Raw genomic sequence first — 22,569 nt, 5'->3', positions numbered from 1 at the left:
ACACGAATGGAAGGCCCCGCAGCTTTGCGGGGCTTTTTACATTCTGCCGCAGGTTACGGCAATCACGCTGACCTTGCGCCTCAGTTTGCTGTACACTTTATGTACACATAGCTTTGCCAATCCTGTATTATCCGCCGCCGGTCAGCGCAGAAGACCCTGGCGGACCCGTTTGTCGCCCGCAGCGTGGCGCAAACGACAGTGTGACGGAGATAAAAAATGAAGTTTGTTGATGAAGCGACGATCCTGGTGGTCGCGGGTGATGGTGGCAACGGTTGCGTCAGCTTCCGCCGCGAGAAGTACATTCCCAAAGGGGGACCGGACGGCGGTGACGGCGGTGACGGCGGTGATGTTTACCTGCTGGCGGATGAAAACCTCAACACCCTGATCGATTATCGTTTCGAAAAATCTTTCCGCGCCGAACGCGGCCAGAATGGCCAGAGCCGTGACTGTACCGGTAAACGCGGTAAAGACATCATTGTTAAAGTGCCGGTCGGTACGCGCGTGATCGATCAGGGCACGGGCGAAACGCTGGGCGACATGACGCGCCATGAGCAGAAGCTGATGGTGGCGAAAGGTGGCTGGCACGGTCTGGGCAACACCCGCTTCAAATCGTCCGTGAACCGTACGCCGCGTCAGAAAACCATGGGCACGCCGGGCGAGAAGCGCGACCTGCAGCTGGAACTGATGCTGCTGGCAGACGTGGGGATGCTGGGTCTGCCTAACGCCGGTAAATCGACCTTTATCCGCGCGGTATCAGCGGCGAAGCCAAAAGTGGCGGATTATCCGTTCACCACCCTGGTGCCAAGCCTCGGCGTGGTACGTATGGACAGCGAAAAGAGCTTCGTGGTCGCCGACATTCCCGGCCTGATTGAAGGCGCAGCGGAAGGCGCGGGCCTCGGAATTCGCTTCCTCAAGCATCTGGAGCGCTGCCGTGTGCTGCTGCACCTCATCGACATCGCGCCAATCGACGAATCCGATCCGGTAGAAAATGCCCGCATCATTCTCGGCGAGCTGGAGAAATACAGCGACAAGCTGTACCAGAAGCCGCGCTGGCTGGTGTTCAATAAAACCGACCTGCTGAGCCGTGAAGAGGCGGAAAGCCGCGCTAAAGCGATTGCCGAAGCGCTGGGCTGGGATGAGAAATATTATCTGATCTCCGCCGCCAGCCGTGACGGTGTCAATGAGCTGTGCTGGGATGTGATGAGCTTTATCATTGCGAATCCAAAAGAAGCGGAAGAAGAAGCGAAGCAGCCAGAGAAAGTGGCCTTCATGTGGGATGATTACCACCGTGAAGCGCTGGAAAATGCTCAGGAAGTGGAAGAAGACGAAGACTGGGATGACGACTGGGATGAAGACGACGACGAAGGCGTCGAGATCATTTATCAGCGTTGATGTCAGCAAAAAAGCGGCCAGATGGCCGCTTTTTTTATTGCTGTTTAGCGCAGAGCACCAGCCCGTACAATCATTCCTTCTCCCCGCGGGAGAGAGCACCAGGCCGCACCATCATTCCCTCTCCCCGTGGGAGAGGGCAGGGTGAGGGCATCAGGCCGCAGCGGAACCAAACCTACCCCAGCACCGCCACCGTCAGCCGCGAACTACAGCACAACTGATCGCGACCATTGCGTATCTCAATCTGCCAGCTCTGATTGCGCGCCCCCAGATGCAGCGGACGACAAACACCGCGCACCTCGCCGCTGCTCACCGCCCGATGATGGCTGGCGCTCACCTCAATGCCCACCACGCTTTTACCTTCTTCCACGCTCAGGTAACCGGCAATGGAGCCCATCGACTCCGCCAGCACCACCGACGCGCCGCCGTGCAGCAGGCCAAACGGCTGCTGCGTGCGGCTGTCTACCGGCATGGTGGCCTCCAGATAATCGTCACCGATGGCGGTAAACACGATCCCAAGATGCGCCACCAGCGAGTTATCGCCCAGCTGATTCAGCGTGGCGAGATCCACCGTACGTTTCCAGATTGCCATGCCTCAGGCTCCCAGCGTTGCGCCACCGTCTACCACAATATCCTGCAGCACCACATGGCTGGCAAGATCCGAGGCCAGGAACAGGATATTGTTCACGATCTCCTGCGGCTGGGCGATCTTACGCAGCGGGATCCCCAGTTTGTACTGATCCGGGAAACCGTTGATCATCTCCTGCTCGGCTTCCGGCGTATGCCACAGGCTGCGCTGCATATCGGTATCGGTTGATCCCGGTGAGACAATATTGCAGCGCACGCCATACGGTGCCATCTCCAGCCCAACCGTCTGGCACAGGCTGCGTAGCGCTGCTTTGGAGGCGCCATAGGCTGACATGCCGAGGCGCGGGGCGTGCGCGGCGTTAGAGGCGATGGTGACAATCGCGCCAGCGCGCTGCTGGCGGAAGACCGGTAGCGTCTGCTGGAACAGGTTAAACGCGCCGCCGGCGTTGACGGCGAGGCACGCCTGCCAGTCGGCGAAAGACAGCGCATCGGTGCTGCCGATGCGCAGAATGCCCGCGCCGTTCACCAGGATATCCAGCCGCGGCTGGCTGGCCAGCAGTGACTGACAGCAATCGCGCACCGCAGCACTGTCGGCGACATCCAGCTGGCAGGTGGCAAACGGATAGTCATCCTGGCCAAAGTGCAAATCAAAACCGGTCACCTGCGCACCGGCCTGATGGAACGCCAGCGCGGTGTGATAGCCGATGCCTTTACCGGCACCGGTCACCCAGACAATTTTTCCGCTGAAATCAAAACAGGCGCTCATTGGGCTGGCACCCGTGACAGCAGCGCCCACCAGCCATCTATGCTGGGGTTTTTCGCCAGACTGATGAAGTCGATATCGCTGTGCACCTGACGCCAGCGCGCCGCCAGCGCCATCACGCGCACCGAATCCAGCCCATAATCGATCAGGTTTTCATCATCTTCCGGCACGTCATCATCTTCCAGCAGCGGCAGAATCAGCGCGCGCAGCGCGTCCTTGCTCTGTGGCAGCGGCATCAGGTCGGCGGTCATCACCACTTTGCCACTGCGGCCTGCGGTGTAGGTCAGCGCCATCATATGCTCGTCGCGCGAGAAGTCGGCCAGCGCATCGGCCACCATAAACGGCTGGATGTTACGCATGAAGGCGTCGGTGGCGGTGGTCAGGCAGCCGATGTGGGCATACACGCCAGTAATGATCAGCTGATCGCGGCCCATCTCCTGCAGGATAGATTCCAGCGGCGAGCGCACAAACGCGCTGTAGCGCCATTTAGTCAGCACCTGATCGTCCTGATCCGGCGCCAGCGCGTCGACGATCTTCTGCTGATCCGGATGTTTGTTCAGCCCCGGTCCCCACATATCATTCAGCAGCGCGCGATCCTCATCGCTTTGCTGGTTGGGCTGGGCGGTATAGAACACCGGAATGCCCTGCGCTTTGCAGTAAGCGCGCAGGCGGGCAATGTTCTCCACCACCTGATTCACCAGCGGGCTGTCTTCGCCCCAGAAGTTGAGGAAATAGGCCTGCATATCGTGAATCAGCAGCGCCGCGCGCTGCGGCTCCAGCGCCCATTGTACTTTGTTAGCCGGCAGCTCAGTGGCGGCGGGCAGCGCATAAGACGTCAGTTTTGGAATAGCCATTACAATCTCCGGAAAAAATCAGGCTTGCGTCTGCTCAGCAAGCTGTTGGCGTAAACGTTTTTTATCCACTTTGCCTACCGGGGTAAGCGGCAGGTCGTCGACGCAGGTAATGCGGTCGGGAAGTTTGAATTCGGCAATGCCCAGCTCGCGCAGATGGCGGCGCAGCGCGACCGGTTTTACCGGCTGGCGCGCCACAATGAAGGCACAGCTCTTTTCACCCATCAGCTCGTCATGCATGGACACCAGCGCGGCGTGGATTACATCCGGATGGCGCAGCAGCAAGTTTTCGATCTCTTCTGCGGCGATCTTCTCGCCGCCGCGGTTGATCTGATCCTTTTCGCGTCCCTGTACGGTGATGTAACCCTGAGCGTTGATCTCAATCAGATCGCCTGAGCAGTAAAAACCGTCAGCGTCGAAGCTGGCGGCATTGTGCTCCGGGCTGTTGTAGTAGCCCCGGAAGGTGTAAGGGCCGCGCGTCATCAGGCGACCGACCTGGCCTGGCGGCAGCGGATTGCCGTTCTCGTCGGCCACCCACACTTCGTCATCGTCCGAAATCGGGCGCCCCTGGGTAGTCAGAATGGTTTGCTCGTCATCGCCGAAGCGCGTGTAGTTAACCAGTCCTTCCGCCATGCCAAACACCTGCTGCAGCTGGCAGCCGATTTCACGCTGAATGCGTGCGGCCAGCGTTTCGCCCAGTTTGGCCCCGCCCACCTGAATGCGCTGCAGCGAGGCCAGCGCTGAATTGCCGCCCCACTCCTGAATCGCCTGCAACCACAGGCTGACCGCCGGCGGCACCAGTCCGGTATCGGTCACCTGGTGCTGCTCAATCAGCGGGAAGCAGAGCGTGGCGCTGGGATCCGCGGCGAGAATCACCTGGCCGCCGGCATAGAACACCCCGAGCGAACCGGGGGAACTCATGGCGAAGTTATGCGGCGCGGGCAGGGCGATCAGATAGCGCGTGTCGGCATTGATGTGGCAAATCTCGTCGCTGGCGCGGATGCTGTAGTAATAGTCGTTGTGGGTGCGCGGAATCAGCTTCGGCGTCCCGGTGCTGCCGCCGGAGAGCTGGAAAAACGCCACTTCATCGGCGGCAGTCGGTGTCGCGACAAAATCGCCAGCCGCTTCATCCTGCAGCGACGCCAGCGTATTTTCCGCCTGCGCGTCGTTACGCAGGATCACCTGCTGCAGCGTGGGCTGCGCCTCGCACAGCGTGGCGATGAAGTCGTCGCTGGCAAACAGCGCGTGCTGGCGATCGGCGATCAGCAGTTTCGGTGCAATCTGCTGCGCATAGGCCAGCAGTTCAGTGCGCTGATGGCTGAACAGCGCGTACACCGGGACCACGCCCAGCTTAAACAGGGCAAACAGCGTAACGTAAAAGTCCGCCACGTTGCCGAGCTGCACCAGCGCCGTGTCACCGCGCTGTAAACCGCGCCGCTGCAGCGCCGCCGCCAGATTATCACTGCGTTGCGCCAGCTGGCGGTAGCTGAGCTGCAAAGGGCCGTCGATCACGGCGATAGCGTCGTTTTCGCGATGGCGGTCGATGATGTCGGTCAGCGGCACGTCGATCCAGTAGCCTTTCTCGCGATAGCGCGCGGCCAGATGTGCCGGCCAGCGGCTGAAGGGAATGCTCATGCTTGTTCCTTTATTGCAGTCCAAAAGCGCGCAACATGGTGTCCAGCTTCACACCCGTTTCACGCCATTCTGATTCCGGTTGTGAGTCGGCGACGATGCCAGCGCCGGCAAACAGCCGCACGCGCGTGCCGTTTACCGTCCCGCAGCGAATGGTCACCACCCATTCGCCGTTGCCTTCGCTGTCGCACCAGCCGACGATGCCGCCAAACAGCTGGCGATCAAAGGGTTCGAGCTGCTGAATCAGCTGCTGCGCGCGGGCGTGCGGGAAGCCGCTCAGGGCCGGGGTTGGGTGCAGCAGCGCCGCCAGCGACAGCGCGTTTTCGCGCTCATCCTGCACTTCGCCATCGATTTGCGTCGCCAGATGCCACAGCGTGGCGGTGGTGATCAGCGACGGCACGGTAGGCACCGACAGCAGGCGGCTACGCGGCTGCAGCGTGCTGCGCATCGCGTCGGTCACCAGCTGATGTTCGTGGCGGTCTTTGGCTGACGCCATCAGGGTGTTACCTGCCGCGCGATCGGCGCTGACGTCGTCATGATGGCGGCGCGCCGAGCCGGCCAGCGGGCAGGAGGAGAAATCGCGCCCCTGTTTGCGCAGCATCAGTTCCGGGCTGGCGCCCACCAGCGCGCCGCCTTCCGCCAGCGGCAGATGGAAATGGTAGCTATTGGGATTTTGCGCGATCACGCGCTGCATCAGCGCGGCGGTATCCACCGGCTGCTCCGTGACGATATCCATCAGGCGCGACAGCACCACTTTGTCCGGATCGCCGCGCTGGATGGTGGCAACGGCGTCGGCCACCATGCGGGTAAACACCGCGTGGTCTGGCACTGCCGTCCGCCGCCGCACTGCCGGCAGATCGCTCTGCTGCGCCGTCAGCGCCTGTTGCAGGTCGGCGCGATTAAAGCTCTGCCAGGATTCGGGTATGAACAGCGACGCTGGCTGGCTGACGTCAAACGGAATCGCGCCCACCAGCAGCGGATTGGCGATCCCCTGCTTTTTCGCCGCGGCAAAGTGCTGGCGCAGCTGCTGTTGAAAGTCGCCCTGCAGCAGCGCGGCATCGCCCACCGGCGTGTTGATCGTGGTATAGCATCCCTGGGTGGCCAGGCTGCGCCATGGCGAGGTGAAAAGGAAACCGCGGCACAGCGCGGAAAAATCCTTCAGCCAGGCATTTTCAAACGTAGAGCTTTCCACCATAATTTTCACCTATAAATGATAAGATTATTAAGAATGATTATCATTTTTATTATGGCTCTGTAACCTACGTCGAAAGGGGCAAAGAGTCAATCCATTCGCGGGATTTACCGTGCTGTCAGACGTAAGCGGCGGCTGACGCCGGGCCAGGCATTAAGCTAAAAGGTGGATCAAAACTTATGAATAAATGCGGTTTATGGGGCATGGCTGTCCTGTTGTTCATTTTCCAGTCGCTGTCAGGGACAGCGCGGGCCGACCAGGGCTGGCCGCGCAGCGTACAGGGCGCGACCGGAACGGTAACGCTTCACCAGGCACCGCAGCGCATTGTCTCCACCAGCGTCACGCTGACCGGCTCGCTGCTGGCGATTGACGCGCCGGTCATCGCCTCAGGCGCGACCGCACCGAAAAGCCGCCTGGCCGACGATCAGGGCTTCTTCCGTCAGTGGGGCGAGGTGGCAAAGCAGCGCCACGTTAAGCGGCTGTACATTGGTGAGCCGAGCGCCGAGGCGATTGCGGCGCAAGCCCCGGATCTGATTATCGTCAGCGCCACCGGTAATGACTCCGCCCTGAAGCTGGTCAGTCAGCTGTCCGCCATTGCCCCCACGCTGGTGGTCAACTACGACGATAAGAGCTGGCAGGATGTGGTTACGCTGCTGGGGCAGGCCACCGGCCATGAAGCACAGGCGGCGCAGCGCGTAAAAGAGTTCGACGATCGCGAAGCGGCGCTGAAGCAGGCCATTACGCTGCCGCCGCAGCCGGTCTCCGCGATGGTATGGAACGGTGAAGGCCGGGCGGTGAATCTGTGGACCGCCGCATCGGCGCAGGGCAAACTACTGCAGCAGCTCGGTTTTACCCTGGCGCAGCCGCCGGCCGGTACGCAACAGGGGCACAGCATGGGCCAGCGCAAAGATATTATTCAGCTCTCGGGCGAGAATCTCGCCGCCAGCCTGACCGGTCACAGCTTCCTGCTGTTTGCTGGCGATGACAAAACCGCGCAGTCAGTGCTGAGCAACCCGTTCCTGGCACAAAACGCGGCGGTGCGCGATAAGCAGGTCTATGCGCTGGGTATCGACACCTTCCGCCTGGATTACTACAGCGCCAGCAATCTGCTGACGCGTCTGCATCAGCTGTTCGTCAAATCATGATGTTTGCTGCGCCAGCACGGGCGCGGGCGCCTGATAGCGCCGTAATCCTTTCATCATCAGCCACATCATGACGCCAAGCAGTGTCGCGGCACAGCCAAACGCCGCGGCAGCCTGCGCCGGTAACAGCCACGAACCGAGGGCACCAATCAGCGCTGCGCCGAGGGCATCGCCGCACACGTTCTGCGCCGTCCACAGGCTGTTGATGCGGCCCAGCAGATGATCCGGCGTCAGCAGCTGAATCATCGCGTACTGCACCAGGCTGTTGATGGCACTGAAATAGCCGAAGCCCGCCAGACACAGCAGCGCCAGCCACAGCGTCGGCATCAGGCTGAACAGGCCCAGGGCGACGAAACCGGCCACGGCACTGCCCAGCACCAGCCGCCCCGGGCGCGCTGCCTGTTTCAGCCTGCCGCTGGTAAGTGCACCCACGGCGGCACCGAGTGGCACGGCGGCGTACAGCATACCGAGCTGGTCGGCGCTGACTGACCAGTGCGGTGCCAGCGCCGGGTACAACACGCGGATGGCGCTGGCCAGCGTCACCAGCGCACCGGTCAGCGCCACCATGCCGACCACCGGGCTGGCGAACAGGAACTGCACGCCGGTTGCCAGCGCCCGCAGCGGATGCTCGCGCGGCTGCGGAGGCGGGGGCAGCGCAGGTAGCTGCAGCAGCGTCAGCACTGTCAGCAGCGTGCCGAAGGCGGTCAGTCCGTAATTCCACAGCACGCCGCCGTGCGCGATCACCACACCCGCAATCGCCGGCGATAAAATCGAGCCGAAGCGCACCGTCAGCATGGTGATCGCGCCGGCCTGCATAATGTTTTCGCGTCCCACCAGCGCCGGCGTAGCGGCCAGCAGCGCCGTGACGCCAATCGCACCGAAAAAGCCGTCCCACAAGCCCAGCAGATAGACCGCCAGCAGCGAAGGCGCGGGCAGCGCGGCATTTATCGCCAGCGCGACAAAGCCCAGTCCGCAGGTGGTGCGGGCAAACAGGATCAATTTCTTACGCTCATAGCGATCGGCGAGCACGCCGCCGGTCAGCAGGCCAGTAAACATGCCGGCAGCGGACAGCGTGACGGCGAGGCCCACCAGCAGCGGTGAATGGGTCATCTGCTGAATCTGCACCGGCACGGCAACGGCCAGCATGCCGAGCGCCACAATCGAGATAAAACGCGCAATAAACACCGCGCGAAACGCCGCGTGGGTTTTCAGCAGTGAGAGATCGATAAAGTGAGAGGGTTTGTTCATTGTTTCGCCTTTTTGCACCAATTTTCCTCATCATCCGCGAGGCGACTCATGGTAACATAGGCAAACGCGAGTAATAACGATAACAAATATCATTATCACATTACGTTGCACTGCAACGACGTCGAACAGTGAAGGTTTAGAACGCTATGCGCCAGATCCGTGCATTAGCAGGCTCAGGGATTCTGCTTTTGCTCCTCTTGGCGCTCAGTCTGATGCTGGGTGCCAAATCAATACCGCTTTCCGATGTGTATCACGCTCTCACCGCCTCCTGCTCAAGCGCGGAGTGCATCATCGTGCGCGATGCGCGCCTGCCGCGCACGCTGGCCGGTCTGCTGGCGGGTGTGGCGCTGGGGCTGGCTGGCGCGCTGATGCAGAGCCTGACGCGTAATCCGCTGGCCGAGCCGGGCATTCTGGGCGTGAACGCCGGTGCCGGTTTTGCCATCGTGCTCGGCATCGCGCTGCTGGGAGCGGACTCCCCGCTGCAGTGGCTGACGCTGGCCTTCAGCGGTGCACTGCTGGCGGCGCTGCTGATGACGGTGATTGGCGCGATGGGCGGCGGGCGCGTCAATCCGGTGCGTCTGACGCTGGCAGGCGTGGCGCTGGCGGCGGTGCTGGAGGGCTTAACCTCCGGCCTGTCGCTGCTCAATCCGGACATTTACGATCACCTGCGCTTCTGGCAGAGCGGCTCTTTGGATATCCGCGATTTCAGCGTGTTGCGCACCCTGAGCCCGGCGGTGCTGGCCGGTGCGGCGCTGGCGCTGGGGCTGGCGCAGTCGCTGAACAGCCTGAGCATGGGCGGCGATATGGCGGCGGCGCTGGGCACGCGCGTGGTGCGCACTCAACTGCTGGGCCTGCTGGCGATTGCCTTACTGAGCGGCGCGGCGACCGCCGCCGTCGGACCGATCGCTTTTATCGGCCTGATGACGCCGCATTTTGCCCGCTGGCTGGTGGGCAACGATCACCGCTGGCTGCTGCCGGCGACGGCGCTGATCACCCCGGCGCTGCTGCTGGCGGCGGATCTTCTGGGGCGGATGATGGTGGCAGGCGAACTGCGTGTCTCAATTGTGACCGCCATCCTTGGCGCGCCGATGCTGATTTTGCTGGTACGGCGCCAGCGCGGGCGAGGTGGATTATGACGCGGCGTGCCTGGTTGCATGGCGGCTGGCTGCTATTAGCGTGTGCGCTGCTGACGTGGCTGGCGCTGACGCGCGGTGCGCTGCCGATTACGGCGGAGCAGGTGTGGCAGGCGCTGCGCGGGCAGGGAGCGGCCAACGTGCAGCTGATTGTGGTGGAGTGGCGGCTGCCGCGCGTGCTGATGGCGCTGCTGATCGGTGCGGCGCTGGGTGTCAGCGGGGCAATTTTTCAGTCGCTGCTACGTAACCCGCTCGGCAGCCCGGATATTCTCGGCTTCAATACCGGCGCTTACAGCGGTGTGCTGGTGGCGCTGGTGCTGTTCAATCAAAGTATTACCGCGATGACCGGGGCCGCGCTGATCGGCGGTATCGCGACGGCTGCGCTGGTGTATCTGTTTGCCTGGCGCAACGGGGTGGAAACGTTTCGGTTAATCATCGTGGGCATCAGCGTGCGTGCGCTGCTGATGGCGCTCAATGCCTGGCTGATTATCAGCGCTTCGCTGGAGTCGGCGCTCAGCGCCGGGCTGTGGAGCGCCGGCTCGCTCAACGGCATCACCTGGGCGAAAACGCCGCCGGTGGTGACGGTGCTGCTGCTGTCGCTGCTGCTGGTGGCGCTGTTAACGCGCCGCATGCGTCTGCTGGAGATGGGCGACGACACCGCCTGCGCGCTCGGCGTGCCGGTGGAGCGCAGCCGCCTGTGGCTGATGCTGCTGGGCGTGCTGCTGACCGCTGCCTCCACCGCGCTGGCGGGGCCGATCTCGTTCGTGGCGCTGCTGGCACCGCAGATTGCGCGCCGGCTGTGCGGTGGGGGAAAAGGCGCGTTGTGGCTGGCGGCGCTGTGCGGCGCGCTGCTGTTGTGCGCCGCCGATTATGCCGCGCAGCATCTGTTCCTGCCTTATCAACTGCCGGTTGGCGTGATTACCGCCAGCCTGGGCGGACTCTATCTGATTGCGTTACTGGTGCGGGAGGCGCGACGCCAATGATCGATATTCCTTCACGGCTATATGGCGAAGGCCTGACGCTGGGTTATGACAAAAAAGTGGTGGCGGAAAATCTCTCGGTGGCGATTCCGCAAGGGGAGCTGACCGTGATTATCGGCCCTAACGCCTGCGGTAAATCCACCCTGCTGCGTACTCTCAGCCGCCTGCAGGCACCGCTGAAAGGCGACGTGCTGCTGGACGGCGAGGCGATTGCACGTTATCCCACCAAAGAGGTGGCGCGCCGTCTTGGCCTGCTGCCGCAGAGTTCAAACGCACCGGCGGGCATCAGCGTGAGCGAGCTGGTGGCGCGCGGACGTTATCCGCATCAGTCACTGTTTGGCCGCTGGCGCGCGGAGGATGAAGCGGCGGTGCAGCAGGCGATGCTGGCCACCGGCGTGGCGGACCTGGCGCAACAGGCGGTCGATACCCTGTCCGGCGGGCAGCGTCAGCGCGTATGGATCGCCATGGTGCTGGCACAGCAGACGCCGCTGCTGCTGCTGGATGAGCCCACCACCTGGCTGGATATTACCCACCAGATTGAGCTGCTTGAGCTGATGCAGACGCTCAATCAGCAGCATGGCCGCACGCTGGTGGTGGTGCTGCACGACCTTAATCACGCCTGCCGCTACGCCACCCATCTGATCGCCATGCGTCACGGGAAGATCATTGCCGAGGGCAAGCCTGGCGAGATTGTGACGCCGGCACTGATTGAGCAGGTGTACGGATTACGCTGTGTGATTGTTGAGGATCCGGTGGCGCATACGCCAATGATTGTGCCGCTGGGGCGCGGCCGCTAAGGCGGAAGAAAGGGCTGTTGTTTAAACGTTTTCTGCCATACGGTTCCCTCTCCCGCGGGAGAGGGTTAGGGTGAGGGCAAAACCGCTACGCCAGCAATTGCTGCAACAGTGGCCCAATCTGCTCAAACATGCGAGGCGAGATAATCTCGACGTGGGCGCAATCCATCGGCCACACCGTCAGCTCACCGACATAGGGCGCCCAGGCGCGGCGCGCATCCTGGCCTGGCTGCTGCGTCTGTTCGGCGAGGAACAGCGTAGCGCGGCCGCCGAAGCGTGCGCTGCGCGCCGTGGCCAGCAGACGCACCGAGCTGGCGTAGTTGGCTTCGATGGTATCGAACATGGCCTGCATCTCTTCACCGGCCTGATGGCGCTGCGCGGCGATAAACTGTTCGCGCTCGCGATTCACCTCCTCCAGCACCGCCGGATCCAACACATTCTCGCCGCGCTTCTCATCCCAGTTCTGCGTTTCCGGCGGCCAGGTGTCGAGCAGGCCAAGGAAGGCGACCTCTTCACCCGCCGCTTCCAGCCGGGCAGCAATGCCCTGCGCCAGCGTACCGCCCAGCGAGTAGCCGAGGAAATAGTAGGGCCCGTGCGGTTGTACCTCGCGCAGCGTACGCAAATGCGCTTCACAGACCTCATCGAGATGCGCGCTCTGATTCAGCGGTCCCTGAGTATCAGGCGACTGAATGCCGACCAGTGACCAGCGTGGGTCAAGGTAACGCTGCAGCACGCTGAACTGCCAGGCGAAGCCGGACGCCGGGTGGAAGCAGAACAGCGTCGGTCCGCTGCCTTTACGCAGCGGCAGCACCGCTTCAAAGCCCGCCTGCTGATGGGATTGTCCATCGCTCAGCAGCGTCGCCAGTTTTTCAACCGTCGGGGCGATCATGATCTGCCCAACCGAGACCGGCAGCTGGAGCTCGCGGCGCAGCTGCGCAGCCAGGCGCATCGCCAGCAGCGAATGGCCACCGAGCGCAAAGAAATCATCCTGCGCACCGATCGTGTCGCAGGCCAGCAGGCGGCAGAACGCTGCGGCCAGCGTGCTCTCTAAACCGGGCAGTGGCGCGCGCCCCTGGCGCTGCGTGGTGCACTGCGGCAGCGGCAGCGCTTTGCGATCCAGTTTGCCGTTGCTGCTGAGCGGCAGCGCCTCCAGCTGGACGATGGCCACCGGCACCATGTGTGCCGGTAGCTGCTGTGCCAGCGCCTGACGCAGCGCGTCGCCATCCACCGGCTGAGGCGCCACCACGTAGCCCACCAGCTGACGCGCATCGCCCTGTGCCGCCGCACTGCCCAGCACCACCGCATGCGTCACCGCCTGCTCAATGCCGGGCTGGGCGCACAGCGCATGATCAATTTCGTTCAGCTCAATGCGCTGACCGCGGATCTTCAGCTGGTCATCGCTGCGCCCGAGATACTCCACCGCACCGTTGTCCAGCCAGCGCGCTACGTCGCCGGTCAGGTACATGCGCTCGCCAGCGGCGTACGGGTCGGCGATAAAGCGGCTGGCGGTCAGCTCCGGCCGGTTGAGATAGCCGTGCGCCAGCTGAATGCCGGTAAGATAGAGATCGCCGGCCACGCCCGGCGGCACCGGCTGCATTTGCGCATCAAGAATGCGCAGGCCGGTGTTCCACACCGGGAAGCCGATCGGTACGCTTGGGCCATCGACAGCGGCGAGCGCCGCGCCATACGCCGGATACCAGCTGACATCAACGGCCGCTTCGGTCGGCCCATACAGATTGTGCAGCGGCACGCGGGTCAATGTTTCCCAGCTGCGCGACAGATCGGTGGGCAATGCTTCACCGCTGCAGAACACATTGCGCAGGCTGGCGCAGCACGCTATCGCGGCCGGGTGGTCGAGCGCCGCGACAAAGGCCGCCAGCATCGAGGGTACGAAATGCGTGGTGGTGACTTTGTAGCGGGCAAACAGTTGCTGTAAGGCTTCCGGATCGCGGTGTGCATCCGGCGGCGCCATCACCAGCTGCGCGCCGACCAGCAGCGGCCAGAAGAACTCCCACACCGAGACATCAAAGCTGCTCGGCGTTTTCTGCAGCACCACGTCATCCGCCTGCAGCGGATAACGATCCTGCATCCACAGCAGGCGATTAACGATCGCCTGATGGCCGACCAGCACGCCTTTCGGCCGGCCGGTAGAGCCGGAGGTATAGATGATGTACGCGCCATCCTGCGGCGTCGGCGAGCTGGCCGGTGCCGGTGCATGTTCGGCATTGTACAGGGTGTCAAAGTGCAGCTGACTGACCGGCGCGATGGCGCGGAAGCGGGCACTGAGCGCGGCAGCGGTAATCAGCGTTTTGGGCGCGGCGTCTTCCAGCATCAGCTGGAGCCGCTCGTCCGGATAGCCGGTATCCAGCGGCAGATAAGCGGCCCCGAGCGTCACAATGGCCTGCAGCGCCAGCGACAGCTGCACCGAACGCGGCAGCGCCACGGCGACGATATCACCCCGCTGCACGCCGGCCGCACTGAGATCGGCCGCCAGCGCGAATACCTGCTGCTGCATCTGGCGATAGTTCAGCTGGTGCTGCGCATCGGCAAGTGCCGGTGCGTCCGGGGTGCGCTGCGCCTGCTGCGCCAGCAGCGACGCCAGGGTTTCCGCTGGCAGCGGATGGGCAGTCTGATTGATGGCCGCAATCTGCTGCTGCTCCGCTGGCGTCAGCAGATCGAGCTCGCCCAGCGCGCGCTGCGGCTGCGCGGCCAGCTGGCTGAGCAGCAGGGCAAAGCGGCTGGCATGGCGCTGCAGCGTCTCGGCAGCATAGCGCTGCGCGTTCGCCAGCAGCTCCAGCGTCAGATCGCCGTGCTCGCTGAGGTAAATCGCGATTTCCAGGTCGCGCACCGGGCCGGAGGCCAGCTGATGCGTGATGCCTTCAATGCCAGCGAAATCAAGCTGGTAGTCAAACATCTTCAGGTTGATCACCGGGCCATACAGCGGATCGCTATCGCCGAGGCGGCCGAGATCGCGCTGCACCTGTTCAGCATCGTAACGCTGATGACGGCGCATTTTTTTCACTTCCGCGGCCAGCTGAGCGGCGAGATCGCCGAGCGTTTGTCCCGGCTGGTAATGCACCGCCATTGGCAGCACGTTGATCACCGGACCGGTGGCGCACAGCGCGGCGGAGCCGATGCGACGCATGAAGATGAAGCCGGCAGCAAAATCATTTTGCCCGCTGAGACGAGCCAGCCACAGCGCTACCAGCGCAAAGGCCAGATCGGCGGCGCTGTGCTGTGGATGCTGGCTGGTCAGCGTCTGGAAGCGGTGACGATCCAGCGTAACGCTGTGGCGCAGCAGATCGGTGCTGGCGCTCTGACCGGCCAGCGGTAGCGGCGACAGCGAGGCGGGCGCGGGCAGGGCGCGGCCTTTTTCGCGCCAGAATTCGCCGTCACGGGTGTAAGACGCCGATTGCTGATAGCGCTGATACTCGTCAACCACGGCGCTGAACGGAATAAACGGTGTCGGCTCAGGCGGCTGCTGCTGTACGGCGGCGCTGTACAGATTGGCGATGCGGCGCGTCAGCGCGGTAAAGCTGAAGCCATCCACCACCAGATGGTGATAGCGCTGATACCAGAACCAGTGCTGCTCGCCGAGGCGGAACAGACGATGGTGCCACAGCGGTGCGCCACTCAGCACACGCAGGTCACCCTGCATATCGGCACGCATCAGGGCGCGCGCGGCGGCAGCGGCATCCGCTTCGCCGCGCAGATCAACGATGTCTGGCAGGCTGAAGGTCTGTGGCTGCGGCCACTGCAGCGGCTCGCCGTCGATTTCGCCGAACGCCATATTCAGGGTATCGGCTTCCTGCATGCCGTGGACGATGGCCTGCGCCAGCAGCGCGCTGTTGATGTCGCCGCGCAGTTCGACAAAGTGCGCGACCGCGTAAGCGTTGTGATGGCGGCTGAGCTGGTCGGCGATCCAGATGCCAGGCTGCGCCGCCACCAGCGGCAGAGTTTGTTGGTCAATCATAGTGTCGTTCATCAGAGAATTTACTGTCGCTCCGGTTCACGTCTGGCGTGATGAATGAATTTGGATTGCGCCACAAAGCTTGCAGACCGTCGAGCAGGCCACCGCGCCAGCACAGCGCGTCATGGCCGCCCTCTACCGGCTGGTAATGCACCTGATAGCCGGCAGCGGTAAGTTGTTGTTGTAATTGTTGATTGGCTTGCAGAATCAGGCCTTCACGCTGGCCTGCCTCCAGCCAGAAACGCAGCGGCTGGCGAGGTGCCAGGCCATGGTCCAGCGCCTGCAGCAGCCAGCCATGCGGGTTACCGCGCTCCGGCCACCAGAAGGAGCCGGACAGGCTGAGCGCATTACCAAAGGTGTGGGGAAAGTGCAGTGCGGCAAACACCGCGGCCAGACCGCCGAAGCTTTGTCCGGCGACCAGCGTGCGCGCCGGCTGCGCATCGTACGGCATCCAGCGTGCCACCTGCGGCAACAGCTCCTGCTGCACCGCCTGCCAGAATTGCGGATTACATGGCAGCTCGCGGCTGCGGTGTTCGCGATCGATGATGTCGATAAACAGGTAGACCGCCGGCGGCAGCTTGCCCGCAGCGGTCAGTTGCTGCAGCGGGCCGGCGATCGGCATCTGCTGCGCCCAGAACTGACCATCGAGCAGTATCGCCAGCGGACGCGGGCCGTGCTGCGCCTCGCCTGTGGCGTACAGCCACACCCGGCGACGATTGCCGAGCAGCGCGCTGTCCCACTGCTGCTCCTGCAGCGTCAGCGCCGGGGCGCGGCCCTCATCCACCGCACGCCACACCTGCTGGTCGGGCGCGTCAGGCAGGTGCAGCGGTGACACGCCCATGCCGCGTCCGCCGGACCAGCTGCGCAGCGGATTGAGCGCATCGGCCTGCGCGGCAGGGAATTTTTCGCGCCACCAATGGCGCAGCGCATGCATGTCAGGCTCGCCGCTGAAATCGCTGGCCTGCCGATCCGGCATCAGGCAGTAGCTGCCGCGCCAGTGTGACGGCAGCACGGTTTGCCAGTACCAGATATCGCTACTGGCGACGCGCATCAGCGATTGCGGCGGGCGCCGCTGGTGGTGATCGGTCACGCCGGTGATGTTGATCCACACGCGCTGGGTGTGGGAGGTGGTTTCACTGCCTTGCGGATCGCGCCAGAAGAAGGTCACCAGACAGGTGCCATCCTGCTGCGGCTCAATGCGCGGAATGCCCTGAGTCTGTTGCTCCTGCCACCAGGCTTCGCTACCAATTCCATCATTTCGCCAGGTCATAGGGGCTGCCAGTCGCCGTCTGTACGGGGAGGTTTACATAGGATTGATAAATAATACTATTGATAATTATTTGCATTTGCAATAGGGTGACTGCGCTCAAAATGAGCACGCACGTTCCGTCTGGCACCCGGTAAGTCATGGGATTCAGCAAAGGATGGCCCTGCCAGGTGTGAACGGCTGCGCGATAAAGACAGGGATCTTCTCACCGGCTCGCCAGTCACTCCGCTGTGGCGCAGAACTGGCCTTCCAGGAATGAAAAAAAATGAAGCATTACTCGCGGTTAACCTTCGCTATTTTGATCGAACTGGGGCTCAGCGCCTCACTGCTCTCCGGCAGCGCCTGGGCAGCAGAGACTTCCAGCAAGACGACTTCCAGCAACGCCTCTTCTCCCGACGCCAGCGCAATGGACGGTGGCACCTTAATGGTGACGGCCCAGCAGCAGACGCTGCAGGCACCGGGGGTTTCCACCATCACCGCCGATGAGATCAAAAAGCATCCACCGGCGCGCGATGTCTCAGAAATTATCCGTACCATGCCGGGGGTTAACCTGACCGGTAACTCGACCAGCGGCCAGCGCGGCAACAACCGTCAGATCGATATTCGCGGCATGGGGCCGGAAAATACCCTGATCATGGTGGACGGCATGCCGATCACCAGCCGTAACTCGGTGCGTCTCGGCTGGCGCGGTGAGCGTGATACGCGCGGCGATACTAACTGGGTGCCGCCGGAGATGATTGATCACATCGACGTGATTCGCGGGCCGGCCGCGGTGCGCTACGGTAACGGCGCGGCGGGCGGTGTGGTGAACATCATCACCAAAAAGTACAGCGATCAGCAGTGGCACGGTTCGTGGAATACCTACTTCAACGCGCCGGAACACAAATCGGAAGGGGCGACCAAACGCACCAACTTCAGCCTTGAAGGGCCGCTGGGCGACGACTTCAACTTCCGGCTGTATGGCGGCTTAGCCAAAACCCAGGCCGACGCGTACGACATCAATGAAGGGCACGCGGCAGCGCGCACCGGCAGCTATGCCGGCAGTTACCCGGCAGGCCGCGAAGGCTCGGTAAACAAAGACATCAATGCGTTGCTAAGCTGGGCGTTTGCCCCCATGCAGACGCTGGAGCTGCAGGCCGGTTACAGTCGTCAGGGCAACCTGTACGCGGGCGATACGCAGAACACCAACACTAACGCGCTGGTGAAGAGCCTGTACGGCGACGAAACCAACCGTCTGTATCGCCAGAATATTTCACTGAAATGGACCGGCGCGTGGGACAACGGCATCAGCACCAGCAGCTGGGCGCGCTACGAGAAAACCCGCAATACGCGCATTAATGAAGGTCTGGCGGGTGGCACGGAAGGGATCTTCTCCAACAGCGGGTTCAATACCATCCAGCTGGACGATGTGCTGCTGCACAGTGAAATCAGCCTGCCGTTTGAGCTGGGCGTCAATCAGACCGCGACGCTGGGCACCGAGTGGAACCAGCAGCGCATGAAAGATCCTTCGTCGACCACCCAGGCCGCCAGCAACGGTGCCGTGCCAGGCATCGCCAGCACCGGCCGCAGTCCTTATGCCCAGGCGGAGATTTTCTCCCTGTTTGCCGAAGACAACATGGAGCTGACCGACAGCACCATGCTGACGCCGGCGCTGCGCTTCGATCATCACTCCATCGTTGGCAACAACTGGAGCCCATCGCTTAACCTGTCACAGGGGCTGGGCGATGACTTCACGCTGAAGATGGGGATTGGCCGGGCCTACAAAGCGCCGAGTCTGTACCAGACGAACCCGAACTACCTGCTGTACAGCAACGGCCAGGGCTGCGCCGCCAGCACCGGCGCCTGCTATTTGCAGGGTAATCCGAATCTGAAAGCGGAAAACAGCATCAATAAAGAAGTTGGGCTGGAGTGGAAGCATGAAGGTTATCAGGCCGGTCTGACCTGGTTCCGTAACGACTACCGCAACAAGATTGAAGCCGGCTATGCGCCTTCAGGTAAAGCCTCTAACGGCACCACGGATATCTATCGCTGGGAGAACGTGCCGAAAGCAGTGGTGGAAGGGCTGGAAGGTACGGTCAATGTTCCTTTCTCTGACAGCGTGATGTGGAATAACAACTTTACCTACATGCTGCAGAGCAAGAACAAGGAGACCGGCGATCGTCTGTCGATCATTCCGGAGTATACGCTGAACTCGACGCTGAGCTGGCAGGCAACGCAGGATCTGTCGCTGCAAACCACCCTGACGTGGTACGGCACCCAGACGCCGAAGAAGTACGACTACAAAGGACAGCCGGTCACCGGCAGCGCCACCGACAAAGTGAGCCCGTACTCGATTGTCGGCCTGAGCGGTACTTACGATATCAATAAGTACGCCAGCGTGACGCTGGGCATCGATAACCTGTTCGATAAGCGCCACTTCCGTGAGGGCAATGCGCAAACCACCGGTAACGCCACCACCGGCGCTTATCTCTACGGTGCCGGTGCCAATACCTATAACGAATCAGGCCGTACTTACTATATGAGCCTCAACACCCACTTCTGATGGCGCTCAGCCAATCAGTTGCGTTGGCAAACAGCAGCGGGCGACCAGTCCGCTGCTGTCTTCGCGGTTCACCAGTTCCAGCCTGCCGCGATGCATCTGCACAATTCGCAGCACAATGTTCAGGCCCAGGCCGCTGCCGCCATAGCGTTGATCGCGCCGCCGGAACGCCTGCGTCAGCTCTTCTGCCGCATCGGCATCAATACCCGGCCCCTGATCCCACACTTCAACCCAGACCTGCTGTTGTACCTGACGCAGCTTCACCTGCACGCTGCTGCCTTCCGGACTGTAGCGCGACGCGTTCTCCAGCAAATTGCGCAGCATCAGGCGCAGCAGCACCGCTTCACCCTGCTGCGGCACCTCGTCGCCGTCGGGCCAGTGCAGCGTCTGCTGACGCTGGGCGTACAGTTCCGCCATTTCCGGCATAAGCGGCTGCATGATGTCGCGCTGCCACTGCAGCTGCTGATAGTGGCCGCCCGCCAGCGCCTGACCGGCGCGCGACAGCATCAGCAACTGTTCGACGGTGTGCATCAGCTGGTCGATGCGCTCAATCAGCATGGCGCTTTGCGGCACCTGCTGCTGATGCAGAAGCTCGAGATGCAGGCGCAGCCCGGCCAGCGGCGTACGCAGCTCGTGCGCGGCATCGGCGGTGAATAATCGCTCCTGCTGCAGCGTGTGATCGAGACGGGAAAACAGTTGATTGATGGAGGAGGTGACCGCAACGATTTCATCCATCTCGGAGTAAATCGGCAGCGGCGTCAGGTTGTCGGCAGAGCGGTGGGCAAGGCTGTCCTGTAGCGATTTGAGCGGACGGATAATCCAGTTGATGGCCCAGAACGACAGCAGCAGCGTCAGGCTTACCATCACCAGCGAAGGCAGCAACAGCGAAGCGATGGCCTCACGGATCTCATTCTCCACACGATCGTTACGCGCCTGGGCCGACAGGGTTTCATTGACGAGGAAACTGATCTGTTCGCGGCTTTCGTGCCACAGCCAGATGGCGCTCATCACCTGGCAGGTGAGGAGAATCAGCGCCAGCATGATCAGTAACCGCTGACGCATGCTGTTCATTCGCGCAGTTCCAGCCGGTAGCCAACGCCGCGCACGGTTTTGATGCGATCTTTCCCCAGCTTACGGCGCAGATTATGAATGTGGACTTCTAAAGTGTTGGAGCCGGGATCGTCGTTCCAGCTGTAGAGATCCTGCTGCAGCGTTTCGCGATGCACATTCTGCCCCACGCGCATCAGCAGGCGGGTGAGCAGGGCGAACTCTTTGGGGGTGATCTCCAGCGGCAGATTTTCCAGCAGCACCTGCTGCGAGCTGAGATTGAGCGTCAGATCGCCCTGCTGCAGCAGGTTGTCGCTGTGCCCCTGATAGCGGCGGATCAGCGCGCGCACCCGCGCCTGCAATTCTGCCAGCGCAAACGGCTTGACCAGGTAATCATCGGCACCGGCGTCCAGCCCGTCGACGCGATCCTCCAGCGCATCGCGCGCGGTCAGGATCAGCACCGGCACCGCGATGCCGTCGCGTCGCCACTGGCGCAGCAGCGTGGCGCCATCGCGATCCGGCAGACCGAGATCCAGCACGATCAGGCTGTACTGGCTGCTGCGCAGCAGGGCGTTGCTTTCCGCCGCGCTGCCAGCGCAATCCACGGCGTAGCCCTCGCTGCTCAGCGCCTGCGCCAGCCCCGATTGTAATAACGCATCATCTTCAACGATCAACAGTTTCATTAGTTGTTCTTGTTAATGTCGGTATAGAGCCGGCTCTCAAAGCGCACCAGCGGAATCCGCCGCGTTTTCTGGTCTTCCGGCGGTACCGCATAGCCAGAGAGGAACTGGACAAAGGCCACGCGCGCACCGCTCGACGTGGTGATGAACCCAGCCAGATTATAGACGCCCTGCAGCGAACCGGTTTTTGCCGACACTTTGCCATCCAGCCCCGCTTCGTGCAGACCGCCGCGATACTGCAGCGTGCCGTCATAACCCGCCAGCGGCAGCATCGAAATATAATTCAGCGTGGCGTCATTTTTGGCGATGAACTGCAGCACCTGCATCATGGTATCCGGCGCGATCAGGTCATGACGCGACAGGCCGGAACCATCCACCTGAATACTGTTGCCGAGGTCGACGCCGGCTTTTTCGCGCAGCACACGCCTGACCGCATCCGAACCGGCGCGGAAGGTGCCCGGCACGTTAAAGTAGTGATGGCCGATGGTGCGGAACACGGTATCAGCGATCATGTTGTCTGACTTCTTCAGCATGGTGTGCAGCAGGTTGTGCAGCGGTGCGGACTGCGTCGAGGCCAGCACCGTGCCCGGTGACGTCACCTGCGTCTGGCGCACTAAATGGCCGCTGTAATCAATATCGGCGTCGCGCAGCTGCGCTTTAAGGATCTCGCCGGCCCACGCGGCGCCATCCTGCACGGCAAATGCCAGGGGCAGCGGTTCCGCACGCTGGCGCATACAGCCGGTCAGCGTGTAGCGATTGAGCTCTCCGGGCACCACGTCGAGCTCGCAATACTGCCCGTCACCGCTGTTGCGTCCGATCGTGCGCACCTGACTGAACATGTGCGCCGGATAGTAAGAGGCGATGCGCACAAAGGCGTTTTCGCCGGGCGTATTGGCACTGTAGAGCGAAACCGAGAAGCAGTTTTTATCAACAATCGCCGCACCTGGCGGGGCGCTGAAGCACTGTGTCAGATCGTTCCACGGCCAGCCTGGCGCCATATCGTGACTGGCGAACACCGAGGTGTCGATCACCAGATTGCCTTTGATATGGTTGATGCCCTGCTTTTTCAGCGCCGCCACCATATTGCGCAGATCCTGGCGGCTGAGCGTCGGATCGCCGGCAAAGCGCGCCACCAGGTCGCCATTTAAGGTGCCATCGCTGACCGCGCCTTTGGTCTCCAGCGTGGTCTGAAAACGGAAGTCCGGGCCCAGCTCCAGCAGTGCCGCCAGCGCGGTGATCACTTTCATGGTACTGGCCGGCAACGCCATCTGTTTGCCGTGATAGTCGATTATCGGGGTGGATGCGCCCACTTTTTGTACCATCAGCGCCAGGTTTGCGCCGTCTGGCAAATACT

The 22,569-nt window shown here is 62.3% G+C and carries 18 protein-coding genes; 7 read left to right on the top strand and 11 right to left on the bottom strand.

Annotation, left to right across the window (positions count from 1 at the left end; translation table 11 throughout):
- Both QMM04_RS11120 and cgtA read left to right on the top strand, forming a co-directional pair.
- The coding region (locus QMM04_RS11120; RefSeq protein WP_282996183.1) for a hypothetical protein at nucleotides 1-220 on the top strand (220 nt) is incomplete at its 5' end.
- Complete coding sequence (gene cgtA, locus QMM04_RS11115) at nucleotides 217-1,392, top strand: Obg family GTPase CgtA (RefSeq protein ID WP_058759590.1); 1,176 nt, start codon at nucleotides 217-219, stop codon at nucleotides 1,390-1,392. The genes QMM04_RS11120 and cgtA, both read left to right, overlap by 4 nt.
- Before the next feature lie 172 nt (nucleotides 1,393-1,564).
- Here the strand turns inward: cgtA and QMM04_RS11110 are convergent, their stop codons facing one another.
- From QMM04_RS11110 to QMM04_RS11090, 5 genes are read right to left on the bottom strand one after another with little or no spacing between them, the layout of a single operon-like run.
- On the bottom strand, nucleotides 1,565-1,981 hold the full coding sequence (locus QMM04_RS11110) for a hotdog fold thioesterase (RefSeq protein WP_021507726.1): 417 nt from the start codon (nucleotides 1,979-1,981) through the stop codon (nucleotides 1,565-1,567).
- A gap of 3 nt (nucleotides 1,982-1,984) precedes the next feature.
- Nucleotides 1,985-2,743 (bottom strand): 2,3-dihydro-2,3-dihydroxybenzoate dehydrogenase, encoded by a 759-nt coding sequence (dhbA, locus tag QMM04_RS11105; RefSeq protein ID WP_058759589.1) that lies wholly within the window; start codon nucleotides 2,741-2,743, stop codon nucleotides 1,985-1,987.
- On the bottom strand, nucleotides 2,740-3,594 hold the full coding sequence (locus QMM04_RS11100; protein WP_021507724.1) for an isochorismatase: 855 nt from the start codon (nucleotides 3,592-3,594) through the stop codon (nucleotides 2,740-2,742). The genes dhbA and QMM04_RS11100 overlap by 4 nt, the downstream gene beginning before the upstream one ends.
- Nucleotides 3,595-3,612: 18 nt before the next feature.
- Nucleotides 3,613-5,226 carry a (2,3-dihydroxybenzoyl)adenylate synthase gene (locus QMM04_RS11095; RefSeq protein ID WP_166711380.1) on the bottom strand — a complete coding sequence of 538 codons (1,614 nt, stop codon included), beginning with the start codon at nucleotides 5,224-5,226 and terminating at the stop codon, nucleotides 3,613-3,615.
- 10 nt (nucleotides 5,227-5,236) lie between these two features.
- On the bottom strand, nucleotides 5,237-6,418 hold the full coding sequence (locus tag QMM04_RS11090) for an isochorismate synthase (RefSeq protein WP_166711378.1): 1,182 nt from the start codon (nucleotides 6,416-6,418) through the stop codon (nucleotides 5,237-5,239).
- Nucleotides 6,419-6,594: 176 nt separating this feature from the next.
- Here QMM04_RS11090 and fepB point away from each other — a divergent pair, with 176 nt between their 5' ends.
- Nucleotides 6,595-7,560: a Fe2+-enterobactin ABC transporter substrate-binding protein gene (gene fepB / locus QMM04_RS11085; RefSeq protein WP_058774890.1), complete on the top strand. Its 966-nt coding sequence runs from the start codon at nucleotides 6,595-6,597 to the stop codon at nucleotides 7,558-7,560.
- Here fepB and entS read toward each other — a convergent pair.
- Nucleotides 7,555-8,805: an enterobactin transporter EntS gene (gene entS / locus QMM04_RS11080; protein ID WP_166711376.1), complete on the bottom strand. Its 1,251-nt coding sequence runs from the start codon at nucleotides 8,803-8,805 to the stop codon at nucleotides 7,555-7,557. The genes fepB and entS overlap by 6 nt on opposite strands.
- A 146-nt stretch (nucleotides 8,806-8,951) precedes the next feature.
- Between entS and fepD the strand changes: the two genes are divergently transcribed.
- The 3 genes from fepD to QMM04_RS11065 are packed head-to-tail and all read left to right on the top strand — an operon-like array spanning nucleotide 8,952 to nucleotide 11,715.
- Complete coding sequence (gene fepD, locus QMM04_RS11075) at nucleotides 8,952-9,941, top strand: Fe(3+)-siderophore ABC transporter permease (protein WP_282996182.1); 990 nt, start codon at nucleotides 8,952-8,954, stop codon at nucleotides 9,939-9,941.
- Nucleotides 9,938-10,921, top strand: coding sequence for an iron-enterobactin ABC transporter permease (gene fepG / locus QMM04_RS11070; RefSeq protein ID WP_282996181.1), 984 nt, complete (start codon nucleotides 9,938-9,940; stop codon nucleotides 10,919-10,921). The genes fepD and fepG overlap by 4 nt, the downstream gene beginning before the upstream one ends.
- Nucleotides 10,918-11,715: an ATP-binding cassette domain-containing protein gene (locus QMM04_RS11065; RefSeq protein WP_058780378.1), complete on the top strand. Its 798-nt coding sequence runs from the start codon at nucleotides 10,918-10,920 to the stop codon at nucleotides 11,713-11,715. Before fepG ends, QMM04_RS11065 begins: the two co-directional genes overlap by 4 nt.
- 85 nt (nucleotides 11,716-11,800) lie before the next feature.
- Here the strand turns inward: QMM04_RS11065 and QMM04_RS11060 are convergent, their stop codons facing one another.
- A complete protein-coding gene (locus QMM04_RS11060) occupies nucleotides 11,801-15,685 on the bottom strand; it encodes an enterobactin synthase subunit F (RefSeq protein WP_282996180.1) in 3,885 nt (1,294 codons plus the stop codon).
- Entirely contained in the window at nucleotides 15,678-16,952 is a 1,275-nt protein-coding gene (gene fes, locus QMM04_RS11055) for an enterochelin esterase (protein WP_282996179.1), read from the bottom strand. Before fes ends, QMM04_RS11060 begins: the two co-directional genes overlap by 8 nt.
- Before the next feature lie 262 nt (nucleotides 16,953-17,214).
- On the opposite strand from fes, the gene QMM04_RS11050 reads away from it, so the two are divergent.
- On the top strand, nucleotides 17,215-19,491 hold the full coding sequence (locus QMM04_RS11050) for a TonB-dependent siderophore receptor (RefSeq protein WP_058770686.1): 2,277 nt from the start codon (nucleotides 17,215-17,217) through the stop codon (nucleotides 19,489-19,491).
- Between the two features lie 6 nt (nucleotides 19,492-19,497).
- Here the strand turns inward: QMM04_RS11050 and pmrB are convergent, their stop codons facing one another.
- The 3 genes from pmrB to dacB form a co-directional block, all read right to left on the bottom strand.
- Entirely contained in the window at nucleotides 19,498-20,559 is a 1,062-nt protein-coding gene (pmrB, locus tag QMM04_RS11045; RefSeq protein WP_125309456.1) for a two-component system sensor histidine kinase PmrB, read from the bottom strand.
- Nucleotides 20,556-21,218 carry a two-component system response regulator PmrA gene (gene pmrA / locus QMM04_RS11040; protein ID WP_021507711.1) on the bottom strand — a complete coding sequence of 221 codons (663 nt, stop codon included), beginning with the start codon at nucleotides 21,216-21,218 and terminating at the stop codon, nucleotides 20,556-20,558. Before pmrA ends, pmrB begins: the two co-directional genes overlap by 4 nt.
- The coding region (gene dacB / locus QMM04_RS11035; RefSeq protein WP_282996178.1) for a serine-type D-Ala-D-Ala carboxypeptidase at nucleotides 21,218-22,569 on the bottom strand (1,352 nt) is incomplete at its 5' end. The genes dacB and pmrA, both read right to left, overlap by 1 nt.

This window comes from Pantoea sp. Pa-EAmG (genome assembly GCF_030024295.1).
GTDB classification, from domain to species: domain Bacteria; phylum Pseudomonadota; class Gammaproteobacteria; order Enterobacterales; family Enterobacteriaceae; genus Pantoea; species Pantoea dispersa.
This window is presented reverse-complemented; position numbering and strand designations above follow the sequence as displayed.